The following is a 13,930-nucleotide window of genomic DNA, read 5'->3' on the forward strand; positions in this document are numbered from 1 at the left end:
AGACTTATCTATAACACACAAGGCATAAAACAATAACAAAGGAAAATGCAATGCATGCATGGTTACCCGTCCCTACAATAAAATCTCAATATAAACGAGTCATCCAAGCCTTCAGTTTAACAGTTAGCTTTTTTGCCACGACAAGCATCGCAGCTGATCTAACTCAAACCGCTAAAACAGCCATTAACCATAATAGTGAGCCCTATGTATTAATGATTTCAATCGATGGTTATCGCCATGATTACAATGAGGTGCACAAACCTAAATACATTACTGAGTTTGCTGAAAAATCTGCAACAGTAAATCAGTTGATGCCTTCATTTCCCACTGTTACCTTTCCTAATCATTTAACACTGGTCACAGGTTTATATCCTAGCAATCATGGCATAGTTGCCAATCGGTTTTACAACCCTACATTAGACCGTCATTACGCATTAAGTGATCGTGACGCAGTTACAGATGGACGCTTTTATCAAGGGGTGCCGCTTTGGTCATTAGCAGCCCAACAAGATATGAAGTCAGCGACCTATTTCTGGCCTGGATCAGAGGCCGAAATTGCAGGTCACAGACCCACTTACTGGTATACATACGATGGTCGAATTCCCAATGAAGATAGAATCAAACAAGTTATTGACTGGTTTGAGTTGCCAAAACAGCAACGACGTAATTTTGTGACCTTATACTTTTCAGATGTTGACAGTGCTGGCCATCACCATGGTCCTTTAGCACAACAAACCTATGACGCGGTGCAATACATAGATTCATTAATTGGCAGTTTATTGGCCCAAATAGAAACATTGCCATTTGATGTTAATGTCATCATCACGTCTGATCATGGCATGGCAAAAGTAGATGAATTCCAGCGGATCTATACCGATAAATTATTTGGTGATAATGAAGCATTAAAATCTCGCTTCACATTTATTAACGACGCAGCCTATTCTATGGTTCGTGCCAACGGTAAAGACAAACAACAGGATTTACTTGCATTAGAAAAGCTTGTGAACGATACCGAAGGCTTAGCCTTTTACTTGAAAGGTTCGGTTCCTAATAATCTTCACTTTGATGCTAATCCATCTATTGGTGATGCCATCTTAGTCACAAATGACCATTACATCACTAGCACGACTGCTAAGCCCGGAGTAATTAGGCAAGCACGGGTATGATGCTGAAACAGTGACGGATATGAATGCCATTTTTTATGCCAACGGCCCAGCTTTTAACCATCAAGCAGAAATTGAGCTAGCTAAAAATATTCATGTTTACCCTTTAATTGCACACATACTTAATTTAACTATTAGTGAGCCCATTGATGGCAAGCTTGAAGTGTTATCACCTTTATTAAAACAATAAAAAAACGGGCAATATCTAATCGATATTGCCCGTTTTCTTTTAACAAATATGTCTAGCCCAGTTCTGCCAACGTAATTTGATGATAAAGGGCATCTTTCATTACCACTCGCTGCTGCTTTAATTCATGGATGGATTCGTCTGAGATGGGCGAGTCGCGCATCTCAAGATCCCTAATTTGTTTATCTAGCGCATCGTACTTTTTCATTATTTCTGCAAAATGTTCATTACTACCAATAAGCGAAGTAATTGTATCTATGTGATCTGGAAATTCGTTTCTGAGGGAATGATTTTCACCTAGCATAAAAGCCTCTTTTATTGTGTCTTCAATGAGTAAAACTTATCTTCATCAACCGGCGCTGTAACGGTATTAATGCTCTTATTAAAATGTAGAGCAAATGATATAAAAAACAAGTTACCCCATTTAAATTAACCTTAGGTTTATCACAAAATAATACTTTGTCATCGCGTGGTATATCCTGAGTCGATTCCATCATCCAGCCAAAAGGCTCAAATAGCAGCTGTCGCTTAACGCTTGATAGCCTCGAAAAACAAATTGCTACTCCCTAAGTGTTGGTAATTTGTGAATTTATCTTTACTATGACTATTAAGTAGTCTTAGCCACAAATTTAATATGAAATTCAAGCCACTATTTAGTATTAGCTTACTTAGCTTAAGCGCATTTTTTAGTTTAAGTACTGTATTTATGACTGCAAGTGCGTACGCCGCAGAGTTTAGTGGCAGTCAAACTTGTGTTGAATGCCACCAGCAACAATACAGTGACTGGCAAGGATCTCACCATGATATGTCTATGGGTGAGGCAACGTCCGATATCGTTCTAGCAAACTTTACCGATCAACAATTTGACTACCAAGGTGAAGTCTCACGCTTTTTCATGAAAGGAAAAGAGTACTGGGTCAATATTAAGGGCCCAGATGGCAAATTTAACGACTATAAAATTAGCTATACCTTTGGTTATGAACCGTTACAGCAATATATGGTTGAATTTGCAAATGGTGCGATACAACTCATCCCTTTTGCGTGGGATAGCCGCACTAAAGAGCAAGGCGGACAGCGCTGGTTTTATTTATATCCTGAAATGGATCCTTACGACGAGTTCTTTTGGACCAATAAAGGCCAAAACTGGAACTACATGTGCGCTGATTGTCACTCAACCAATGTGCAAAAAAACTACAACGACGCAGATAATAGCTTTGACAGTAGTTGGTCAGAGATCAACGTGGCCTGTGAAGCCTGTCATGGCCCTGCCAGTGAGCATATCAAATGGACAAAAGATCAAACTCAGCTGCTAGCCCAATATGGCTTTAAGCGCGATTTAACCCCGAAAGTAGGCGCCTGGGAGTTTAAGCAAGGTAAAAAAATTCTCCAGCCAAGCAAAATCAAGCCTTCAGCGCAGTTAGCAACTTGCGGCCAATGTCATAGCCGTAGGTCGCAGTTAACTGATAGTAATAACAAAGCTCATAGCCATATCGACAATTTCTATGACAAATATATCCTCAGTAATATTGAACCAAACCTCTATTATCCTGACGGCCAAATTTATGATGAAGTATTTGTATTAGGCTCTTTTAAGCAATCAAAAATGCATATGGCGGGCGTAGTCTGTAGTGATTGTCACAATCCCCACAGTAATAAATTAACAACCCCGATTGAATCAATTTGCTTTCAATGCCATATCCCCAGTGAATATAGTGCAGCTAAGCACAGTCAGCATCAACAAGGGAGTGAAGCGGCGCAATGTGTTAGCTGCCATATGCCAAAAACCACCTATATGGAAGTTGACCCCCGCGCTGATCATAGCTTTAAAGTACCTCGGCCTGATTTATCAATCACAATGGGAACGCCTAATGTCTGTAGTCAGTGTCATAGTGATAAATCAGCCACTTGGGCGGCTGACGCTGTCGCTAAGCAATTTCCACATTCAACGATTCGTCAGCAACCAAGTTATGCAAAAGCTTTCTACCAAGCGGCGACTAATAACCCAAATAGTGATGAGCTTTTAACGAAAATAGCTTTAAATCCATTGCAACCGACAATCATTCGCGCCTCTGCGTTCTCAAGAATGGATAATTTTCCTAGTCAGCAAAGCTATAATGCGATTGAGAGTGCAGTTAACGATACTGATCCACAAATACGATTATCGGCGATTGCTGGCTCTGAAGGGTTTGAATTTGTCGATCGCTGGCGGTTAATGGCGGCTCTTCTAACAGATAAGGCTTACGCCGTAAGAACAGAAGCCGCAAGCGCCTTAGTGCCATACTGGGGCAATATGACCCCTAGCCAGCAGCAACGACTAGAGCCAGCATTAACTGAATATCTCCAGATACAAAAATATAATGCCGATAGAGGCTTTGCATGGTTAAACAGCGGTAATGTGTACCTAGCTAAAAGGCAATTCGATAAGGCTGAACAAGCCTATAAACAAGCTATCGTGGTTGAGCCAACTCTGGCTAGTAGCTATATAAATCTGGCAGATTTATATCGGCAATTAGGTAAAGAACAAGCCTCTATAGCCGTATTAAAACAAGGGATTATTAATCAGCCCAAAGCCGCAGCTTTACGCTATAGCGCTGGGCTTGCCTATTATCGCCAGCAGCAGTTATCTCAAGCAATTGATTATTTCAAACAAGCAACAGAGGTAGAGCCTAATGACCCACAAAACTGGATGGTATTAGGCCTTGCACAAGAAAAAGTCAATCCGGTTGAGATGATGAAGTCTTTAACTAAAGCCTATGATGTTAGTCGTGATCCACAGCGCTTATACACATTATGTCAATTTAAAATTAAATATCGCGATCCAAGTACTCATGCTTGTTTAGCGCAATTATCAACCTTAGTACCGCCACAGGTAATCAAGCAATTGACTGGCGGTTAAGCTGCATATTTACGATAAAATACGCGCTGATTCAGAGGCTGGTCAGCGCGCTTTACTGGCTTTACACAACATTAATAGTAAAAATTAAAATTAGCTTTTGCTGTAAACCAAATTAACATCAACTAAGCCAGCCCATTAGTGTTAACTTTCTTAGGCACCTCTATTCAGGCATTATCCACCTCCGCACAAATTACCCACACACAACTACTCACTATTTGTTCAAATAGCGAAACACTCTATTTTTATATGTGTTCAATAAGTAAACAATGCTTGATGTGTATCAATATACCTATCCCCAACAGATCTATATTTAATAAAGCAGTTTGATCCTCCAACATGGATAAGGTTATCAGATGGATACACATGCAGCTTTATATCAACGATGTAAAACACGAATAACGCAATTGCAGCAGTTACAGCCACGTCACAGCGTTAGCCTAAAAGATAAATTAATTAAAAATGGCATTAGCCGACGTGAGTTTATGACTTGGAGTGCATCGGTTACCGCACTACTCGCATTGCCCCTGCCTTTCACCAATCTAGTTGCCGAAGCCGCTGAGCTTGCTGATCGCGTACCACTGATTTGGCTGCATATGGCCGAATGTACCGGTTGTTCAGAATCGCTGATCAGAACCGACAGCCCTAATTTAGACAGCCTCATCTTTGATCATATTTCTTTGGAATATCATGAAACATTGATGGCTGCAGCCGGTTGGCAAGCGGAAGAAAACCTTGAGCATGCTATGCAGGCATATAAAGGTAATTACTTATTAGCGGTAGAGGGTGCTGTACCAACGGCTAATAATGGCACTTATTTAACGGTCGGCTGTAAAGGTCATACCGGAATGCAAATTGTAAAAGAAGCAGCTGCTGGGGCTGCTGCAATAATTTCTGTTGGAACTTGCGCCGCATTTGGCGGCGTACAAGCTGCAGCGCCCAACCCTACTGGCGCGAAAGGTGTGCAAGAGGTTATTGATAAACCCGTGATTAATTTAGGCGGTTGTCCTCCTAGCGAAAAGAACATTGTCGGCACCTTGATGTATTTCATCATGTTCGGAAAACTGCCCGCGTTAGATATGTTTAATCGCCCTAAATGGGCATACGGCGCTAGAGTGCATGATAACTGTGAACGTCGTGGTCGTTTTGACGCAGGCGAATTTGTAGAAACCTTTGGCGATCAAGGTGCTAAAGATGGCTACTGCCTATACAAAATGGGCTGTAAAGGCCCTTATACCTACAACAACTGCCCCACTGAACGCTTTAATCATCATACCAGTTGGCCAGTACTTGCAGGTCATGGCTGTATTGGCTGCGCTGAACCTAATTTTTGGGATGATATGGCAGATTTCGAAAAGCCATTAGGCAGACAGTTACTCCACGGCATTGATGCCACTGCCGATACCATTGGTACCGTCATTCTTGGTGCGACCGTTGTGGGCATAGGTGCTCACGCAGTAACCAGTCTTTTTGCCAAGCCGCTAGAGGAATAAACCATGAGTAAACGAGTCGTTATCGATCCTATAACCCGCATCGAAGGCCATTTACGTGTTGAAGTTGAAGTAGACGAAAATAATGTCATTCAAAAAGCCTGGTCATCTTCTACCCTTTGGCGTGGTATTGAAGTCATTTTAAAAGGCCGTACTCCTATGGATGTCGGCTTAATTGTGCAACGTATTTGTGGGGTATGTACCTATTCACATTACCGCTGCGGTACTGAAGCGGTTGAAAATGCCTTAGGGGTTAAAATCCCGCTCAACGCAAAGTATTTACGCTCATTAATGCAAACCTCTTTGTATATGCATGATCACATTGTGCACTTCTATCATCTACATGGTTTAGATTGGGTCGATGTGGTGTCAGCCTTAAGTGCCGATCCGGCATTAGCCACCCAAGAAGCCAATAAATACACCGAAAACCCTATCGCCACTGGCGAAGGTGAATTACGCGCCGTACAGCAAAGAGTCAAAGGCTTGGTTGATACCGGAAAGCTTGGGCCTTTTGCTAATGCCTATTGGGGCAATAAAACCTACAAGTTCACGCCAGAACAAAACCTCATTGCCCTATCCCATTACCTTAAAGCGTTAGAAGTTCAACGTGTCGCCGCTGAAATGCTAGCAATTTTTGGCGGCAAGTCGCCGCATCCACAATCCCTTGTGGTTGGCGGTGTTACCTCAGTTAGAGACATGCTAAGTCCTGCACGTTTACAAGAGTGGAAACAAAAACACGCTATCGTCCATGACTTTATTATCCGTGCTTATAAAGCCGACATCGTTATGGCAGCTGCTGCCTTTGGTGGCGAGCCAAGTGTGTTAGGCGGCGTCAATGTTAAAAACTTTTTAGCCACCAACGACTTTATCTTAGCTGATGGTCAATATCTGTTTGAGCAAGGCGTGATAATGAATGGAGATTTAGCCGGGGTGAGCGATTTAGACCCCGATGCTATTAAAGAAGATGTCACCCACTCATGGTATGACGCAAACGCTGCCCAGCATCCCTATGACGGCACAACGATTCCGAATTACACCGGATTTGTTGAGCGCGATACCGTGTATGGCAAATTACCGACTGTCGATGGCGATGGGAAATACTCTTGGGTCAAATCCCCTCGATATCAGGGCGAGCCTGTAGAGGTTGGGCCGTTAGCCTGTTTACTGGTTAACTATGCCCGTGGCAACAAGATTGTTGTTGATAGTGTTAATGGCTTACTCGCCGCAACAGGCCTGCCTATAGAAGCATTATTCACCACCTTAGGCCGCACCGCTGCACGCATGTTGCAAACCGTGATTGTGGCTGAAGAAGGCTTAAAAACTTTTGATGCCATGTTAACCAATATGCAATCGGATGAATCTACCTATGTGACACCAGAAATAGACTCAGATCGCGATTACATCGGCCATGCGATGATTGAAGCGCCCCGTGGAATGCTCAGTCACTGGATCAGAATTAAGGGCGGTAAGATAGAAAATTACCAAGCTATTGTTCCGACCACGTGGAATTCTGGCCCTGTAGATGCTGACGGTAAAGTTGGTCCTTATGAAGCATCACTGATTGGGCTTGAACTTGAAGATCCAACCAAACCACTGGAAGTCATTCGAATTATTCACTCCTTTGATCCATGTATGGCCTGCGCGGTACACGTAATGGATTATAAAGGTAATGATTTAGGTGAATTCCGTATCGATCCTAACGGGTTTTAGCAAGTTTGCGGATCTAAGAGGAAAGGATTATGACTCAAATTGCAACCCATCGCAGAGAACTCATCTTCTCACCTGCCATACGGATATTCCATTGGCTTAGAGCACTGTCTATTTTGATGTTAGTGGTAACTGGTTTTTACATTTCATGGCCATTTTTAGTGGCACCCGCATCTTCTGATGTCTTGGTTCAAGGCGGGATCCGTTTTGTACATCTCGTGTTTGGCTTTGTACTAACCAGTATCACCATAGTACGTTTTTACTTGTTCTTTTTTGCTAAAAGCGCCATTGAACGACGTTCAATCAGAGATGTTTTGAGCCTGAAGAGCTGGATAGCACAAATTAAATCCTATATCTGGATGGGACACTTAGATAAAGCAGGCGTATACGGACCTTTGCAGTTTGTGACATACGTTGCCATTTCTTTTGCGGCTTTATTTATGTGTATCACTGGCTTGGTGCTATATGCCAATGTTTATCATCAAGGATTAGGTGGCGCTATATGGGAAGTTTCAGCTTGGTTTACGGCCTTAATGGGCGGGTTAGCACAGGTACGAATTTGGCATCACATAGTCACCTGGGCTTTCATCATATTTGTGGTTATTCATATCTATATGGCGGTTTGGTCAGGCATACGCTTTAAACATAACTCTGTTGATTCTATCGTCTCCGGTTATGACTACCATAAGGATCACTAGCCTTTGTCTACTAGCTTACTAATAGGTATAGGAAACGTTTTGTACGCTGATGAAGGGATCGGCGTACATTTTGTTAATTATATCGATGAAAAATATGCTTTCCATCAGCCAAACCATCAACTCGATATTTTGGATGGTGGCACCCTTGCTCAAGGACTTATCCCTATTCTTTGTCAATATGACAACTTAATTGTGGTGGATACCGTCAACAGTCCAGGGGTAAAACCCGGAGAGGTGTATTCATTTAATTTTGATCAAGCGCCACCTGAAATTGATTGGCAAGGCAGTGCCCATGAGGTTGAGATGCTGCAAACCCTGATCATGATGGACATGGTCGGTGATAGACCCAATACTCACGTGATTGGAGTTACGCCGACAGTCATCGAGCCGATGACATTAGGCTTAACTGAGTCGATACAAGCTGCGGTGCCGACGATGGAAAAAGCCTTACTGGCACACCTTGAAAAAGCAGGTTTTAGCTATACCAAAAAACACAGCGTTAATATTAACGACTTAATCCCTGATTCCTATAAACGTGGATGTCAGCCCTATGCATAAAGTCAGTTTCAATTTTACCTGCCTGCGCCCAGTGGCCTTTTATGCGCAGCTTTGTAATCAATATATAGCCGATACCCGCTTTGACTTCAGCGCGGGTTTTAACAACAATCGCTATTTTTTAGAAGTTGAAGCCACAGAGCCACAACTAGCCGCCCTTGCCGATGAAATCGCCGCAAAATTTTTATATTCAATCTGGTTAAGCTATGTTGACGTCAGTGTCATCAAAAACCGTAAAGGCAGCAAAAAACCGCTAGCCCATGCTGAGCTCAACATCAGTTACTGCAGTGAATGCCAGCCGCAGATGGTTAATGCCGCAGATGCTAACTTTTTAAAGCTTGATCTCGTTTGTCCTCATTGTCACGGCCATGAGCGTATAAACACCTTAGAGCAATCTATGGCGCCGCAAGATCTTATTGCGATTGCAGCGCGGTTAAAAAATAACTCCAGTATCAGTTTACGCAGCAGTGGCAGCACTGATATAAGTTTTGAATCAAGTTCAAATTTGAGCTTGAGCTTACAACCCTTTGCCAAAAACGCTGGCCAACAACATATTTTGATCTGTAACCCCCAGCATTTAAGCCAGTATTTTGCAGTGCAGCATTACCATACCCTCGCCTTATCCAGTTTAGAAAAACCGCGACTTAAACTGATGTCAGCTGATGCAGCAGTTCTCTCGGATGTTACTGCTGCTAATAAGCATCAAGTTAAGTGTAAAGTCCAGCCAACACTTACTGACTCATACTATCAAGTGAGCTTTGCTAACAGTCGTTTACTTATGGCACTGGCTGATCAGCTAAACAATATTGGTATTGATTGGGTCTATATTGATATAAACGATTCAGTTAGCGCTGATACTCATAACGACTTACTCAAGCCTTTAACTAAGTCCAGAGCTAAGCCAAGCGTAACTCGCATCAATAATGCTTGGGTAGAAGTTGCCAGCAATCACCAATTCTCCATTCATGGCGCCAGCCCATTACATGATGATGCACAATACAAACACTATGAAGCTAGCTGGAACAACAAACAGATCCATTGCCGTATCTCAGCAGCTGATAACACCACATTTACTGGAATGACAGAGACTGGAATAACCGCGACTAGAATGACAGAGACAGGAATAGATGCGGCTAGCTGCGCTATGCACGCCGGTTTGCTGAATTTGTCTGAAGCTGTATTAAGTCAAATCGCCACTCGAATGCTGTCGACTCAAACGCTAGCAGCAACAGACAAACAATCCATCACCAGTGCCACAGTCTATTTTAGCCATGACAACCCCAGTGTGGTTATTACCCAAAACAAACAACAAAAAATTACCCAATTTTTGCGCTTACCGACTTTTGAGCAACATGGCGCTGATATTATTGCGCAATTACAGCACGAAGAATCAAAAGTACTCGCTAAGTTTACCCAAGCATTCCCGCAACAAATCAACCAATTAGCACTAACCACACTGGTTAAAGCTAGTGATAATATTCAACATTTTATTGGCCTAGCTGCCATGTTGATTTTAGATGATGAGGCCTTAAATCAATTAACCACTATTGACGCGAAAGCCGATGCGTTTCATGCACTGGCGCAGCAGTATCATGGTAATAATGCCCCTAGAATTGATTTTCCACTTTGTTCAGAAAATGACTATAGGAGCATTAATTGGCGCCGTACCTTTGCCAGCTTAATGAGTTTTAAATTAGCTGGCGCCAATCCCGCCATTTTAGCTTTTGGCTTTTTTGATTCACTGGCTGATTATCTTAGTAACTGGCTTGATCATCTGGAGCAGCAACAAGGTATTGATGCCGTGGTGTTAGCTGGCAACGATTTAGTCTATAACGTGCTTGCTGAGCGCCTATGTATGCGGCTACAAAAGAATTACCCTCTGGTGGTAAACCATCAATTAGATCTCGATGGCGCCAACATTGCCATTGGTGGTTTGTATCTCGCCAAAAGACGCGGGTTAAGGTAAGCCTATGGGACTGCATCAAGCCTATCTTCAACAGGTAAAACTCAATATAAACGGCATAGTCCAAGGGGTTGGTTTTCGCCCTTTCGTTTATCAATTAGCCACTCAGTCTAATTTGCTAGGCAGTGTGCTTAATAATGAGCAAGGTGTGTGTATTCATCTACAAGGGCTAAATACCGATATAAATCATGTGGTGCATCAATTAAGAGTTAATCCGCCGCCATTAGCCAGAATTGATAAATTTAATGTGGTCGAAGAACTGATAGATACAAGACTAGCCGACTTTTCAATCAGCCAAAGTCAGTCGAATCAACAAGCAATAGTGTCAATTTCAGCCGACAAAAGTAGCTGCGTTGATTGCTTAGCTGACATCGCCGATCCAAATAATCGCCATTACCAATACCCTTTTACAAATTGCACCAATTGCGGACCAAGATACAGCATTGTTAAGCAGCTTCCCTATGATCGCCATCTTACCTCAATGGCTAATTTTGCTATGTGTGCGGACTGCCGAAAAGCCTATGAAGATCCCTTAAACCGACGCTACCATGCTCAGCCAGTGAGCTGCCCTAAATGTGGCCCCAAGTTACGTTTTGACAAGCTTACCCATGGGCAGATTACTGAGGTTATTACTGATCAACAGCAAGTGTTTTCAAGCATCATCAGCGCGTTAAATAATGGCAAAATTTTAGCAGTTAAAGGTCTAGGGGGCTTTCATATTATTTGTGATGCCACCAATGATGAGGCCATTAAAAAGCTAAGATCACGTAAACAGCGCCCAGCAAAGCCCTTTGCCGTTATGGCAGCGAATATCGAGCAAGCCAAACAACTCGTTACTGGCACAAAAACAGAGTGGCAACTCTTAACTAGTGCTGAAAAACCCATCACCTTAATGGCTAAACACGCCAATATTGATAATTTTATCAGTAAGTTAATTGCACCAGACATAGATAAATTAGGACTGTTTCTGCCATACACTCCCATGCATCATCTGTTACTTAATGCCTTTAACAAGCCCATTGTTGCCACCAGCGCAAATCTTTCAGGCTTACCCATTATTACCGATGCCAACGAGATTATGTCGCAACTAGGCCATGTGATTGATGGCCTCGTTGACCATAACAGAGCCATTGTAAACCCTTGTGATGATAGCGTTGTTCAAGTAATTAACGAGCAAATTCAAGTTATTCGATTAGCTAGAGGTTATGCGCCATTAAGTATTGCTTTACCCAACGCCATTAAATATCCAATTCTTGGGGTCGGGGCGCAGCAAAAAAATACACAATGCTTTGCTTTTAAACAAAATGCCTTTATTAGCCCGCATATTGGTGACTTGTATAACCTCGAAACTAGCCAGTTATTTGAACACACCTTAAACACATTTAAGCGACTGTATCGTTTTAGCCCTGAAAAAATCATCACTGATAAGCACCCTGATTATGCATCTAGCCAATGGGCGAATAATCAACACAAGGTCCCGATTTCACAGGTTCAACATCACCATGCGCATATCCTTAGTGTGCTAGCGGTCAATAACTACCAAAAACCAGTATTAGGATTTAGTTTTGATGGCACAGGTTTAGGTGATGATGACAGCCTTTGGGGCAGTGAGTGCATGTTGCTTGATGGCATTAATTATCGCAGTGTCGCTCACTTGAAGTCATTTAAGTTAATCGGTGGCGAGCAAGCGATTAAGCATCCCGTGAGGATTTTATTAGCCTTGTTATTTGAGCACTTCAGCCTTGCTCAAATAAAAAACCTGCCCATAGAGGCAATTCAAACGATGCCTGCTCATACCTTAGATAATTTACATCGTATGTGGCTTAACGATAGTGCTTGCATTGAATCACGCTCAATAGGACGGCTGTTTGATGCCATTGCTGTTGCGCTTAATCTTATTGAAACGAATCAGTTTGAAGCCCAAGCAGGTATGTTAATTGAAACTTGTGCGAATAACTGGCTAAAGCAATCAATAGCATCTAATGCAACTAAAGCAGCTAATGCAAAAAATAGTGCCAACACTGAGGAGCAATTACTGACATTGCCTCAAGAGCCAACTGCTGCCTCTTCTACGACCACGCTCTTTTCGACAGCAGCATCTTCAACAGCAGCTGCTTCAGCAGTTAAAGTTTGGGATGGCAGCGGATTAATCAAACAAGTAATCGGGCTTATCACGGCTAAACAGCCGCCAACAACTGAACAATTATGTTTTGCATTCACTGCCAGTTTAAGCCGAGCTGTCGCTGATGTTGCCAAGCAGTACCCTGAATATGCTTTAGTGTTTAGCGGCGGCGTGTTTCAAAATAAATTACTCCTAACACAATGTCAGCAAGCGTTAAAGCAACGGCAAATACTACCCAGTAAACTTATCCCTATAAACGATGCCGGCATCTCTTTAGGGCAATTATGGTTTGCCTATTTACAACAACAAACAACACAAATAGCCCTTTAATATTTAAATAACGATTAATTGCTGATGTTAATCAAAGAATAATTTTTAAGCGCCATTGATACTGAGATATAGCAAGAGGCGTTTCGAATAAGGAATATTGATATGTGCCAAGATTGCGGATGTTCAATTACAGATCATCAACATAGCTTACACGCTAACCCGCAGCTTAATGATACTAAGACCTTATCTGTTATTCATAAAATATTAGATAAGAACGATCATGAAGCCCAGCATAACCGTGAGCATTTTGAAGCCAATAATGTCATGGCTTTTAACCTAATGAGTAGCCCTGGTAGCGGTAAAACCACTTTGCTGGAATATTTGCCCACTCATTTAATGGCAAAATTTGCGGTCATTGAAGGCGACTTAGAAACCTCTCGTGATGCTGACCGCTTAATCAATAAAGGCATTAGTGCTTATCAAATTCAAACCGGCTCAGCCTGTCACTTAGATGCCTTTATGGTGCATCAAGCGCTGCACCATATTGACCTTAAAACTATTGATGTCTGCTTTGTAGAAAACGTTGGCAATCTTGTTTGCCCTGCCAGTTACGATGTCGGCACTCACAAAAATATCGTGCTGTTATCTGTGCCTGAAGGAGACGATAAAATTGAAAAGTATCCGGTGATGTTTCGCCGCGCAGATTTGGTACTCATAACCAAAATGGATTTAGCTGAGCATTTTGACTTTTCCTTAACCGAATGCGAGCAGCAACTTAAAAAACTCAATCCTGATGTGACCTTATTACCGATTTCAGTCAAAGACCCACAATCTCTTAACCAAGTGGCTGATTGGATAAACAGCGCAATTGGAGCGCAATAA

The 13,930-nt window shown here is 42.3% G+C and carries 11 protein-coding genes; 10 read left to right on the forward strand and 1 reads right to left on the reverse strand.

Annotated features, from left to right (window positions below; all coding sequences use genetic code 11):
• Window positions 1-50: 50 nt before the first annotated feature.
• Both BM739_RS12025 and BM739_RS20250 read left to right on the forward strand, forming a co-directional pair.
• Complete coding sequence (locus BM739_RS12025) at window positions 51-1,166, forward strand: ectonucleotide pyrophosphatase/phosphodiesterase (RefSeq protein ID WP_076540924.1); 1,116 nt, start codon at window positions 51-53, stop codon at window positions 1,164-1,166.
• A gap of 19 nt (window positions 1,167-1,185) precedes the next feature.
• Window positions 1,186-1,353 carry a hypothetical protein gene (locus BM739_RS20250; RefSeq protein WP_175609521.1) on the forward strand — a complete coding sequence of 56 codons (168 nt, stop codon included), beginning with the start codon at window positions 1,186-1,188 and terminating at the stop codon, window positions 1,351-1,353.
• A gap of 52 nt (window positions 1,354-1,405) precedes the next feature.
• Here BM739_RS20250 and BM739_RS12030 read toward each other — a convergent pair whose 3' ends face one another.
• Entirely contained in the window at window positions 1,406-1,654 is a 249-nt protein-coding gene (locus tag BM739_RS12030; RefSeq protein ID WP_076540926.1) for a YdcH family protein, read from the reverse strand.
• Window positions 1,655-2,056: 402 nt separating this feature from the next.
• On the opposite strand from BM739_RS12030, the gene BM739_RS12035 reads away from it, so the two are divergent.
• The 8 genes from BM739_RS12035 (at window position 2,057) to hypB (ending at window position 13,930) form a co-directional block, all read left to right on the forward strand.
• Window positions 2,057-4,246, forward strand: coding sequence for a tetratricopeptide repeat protein (locus BM739_RS12035; RefSeq protein WP_217697842.1), 2,190 nt, complete (start codon window positions 2,057-2,059; stop codon window positions 4,244-4,246).
• 353 nt (window positions 4,247-4,599) lie between these two features.
• Window positions 4,600-5,736 (forward strand): nickel-dependent hydrogenase small subunit, encoded by a 1,137-nt coding sequence (gene hyaA, locus BM739_RS12040; protein WP_076540929.1) that lies wholly within the window; start codon window positions 4,600-4,602, stop codon window positions 5,734-5,736.
• Window positions 5,737-5,739: 3 nt separating this feature from the next.
• On the forward strand, window positions 5,740-7,443 hold the full coding sequence (gene hyaB / locus BM739_RS12045) for a nickel-dependent hydrogenase large subunit (protein WP_076540931.1): 1,704 nt from the start codon (window positions 5,740-5,742) through the stop codon (window positions 7,441-7,443).
• Between the two features lie 29 nt (window positions 7,444-7,472).
• Window positions 7,473-8,138 carry a Ni/Fe-hydrogenase, b-type cytochrome subunit gene (cybH, locus tag BM739_RS12050; RefSeq protein WP_076540932.1) on the forward strand — a complete coding sequence of 222 codons (666 nt, stop codon included), beginning with the start codon at window positions 7,473-7,475 and terminating at the stop codon, window positions 8,136-8,138.
• 3 nt (window positions 8,139-8,141) lie between these two features.
• Window positions 8,142-8,696: a HyaD/HybD family hydrogenase maturation endopeptidase gene (locus tag BM739_RS12055; RefSeq protein WP_076540934.1), complete on the forward strand. Its 555-nt coding sequence runs from the start codon at window positions 8,142-8,144 to the stop codon at window positions 8,694-8,696.
• Window positions 8,689-10,659 carry a hypothetical protein gene (locus BM739_RS12060; RefSeq protein WP_076540935.1) on the forward strand — a complete coding sequence of 657 codons (1,971 nt, stop codon included), beginning with the start codon at window positions 8,689-8,691 and terminating at the stop codon, window positions 10,657-10,659. The genes BM739_RS12055 and BM739_RS12060 overlap by 8 nt, the downstream gene beginning before the upstream one ends.
• Window positions 10,660-10,663: 4 nt before the next feature.
• On the forward strand, window positions 10,664-13,108 hold the full coding sequence (gene hypF, locus BM739_RS12065) for a carbamoyltransferase HypF (protein ID WP_076540937.1): 2,445 nt from the start codon (window positions 10,664-10,666) through the stop codon (window positions 13,106-13,108).
• A gap of 102 nt (window positions 13,109-13,210) precedes the next feature.
• Window positions 13,211-13,930 carry a hydrogenase nickel incorporation protein HypB gene (gene hypB / locus BM739_RS12070; RefSeq protein WP_076540939.1) on the forward strand — a complete coding sequence of 240 codons (720 nt, stop codon included), beginning with the start codon at window positions 13,211-13,213 and terminating at the stop codon, window positions 13,928-13,930.

The organism is Shewanella sp. UCD-KL21, from assembly GCF_001957135.1.
In the GTDB taxonomy this organism is placed as follows: Bacteria; Pseudomonadota; Gammaproteobacteria; order Enterobacterales; family Shewanellaceae; genus Shewanella.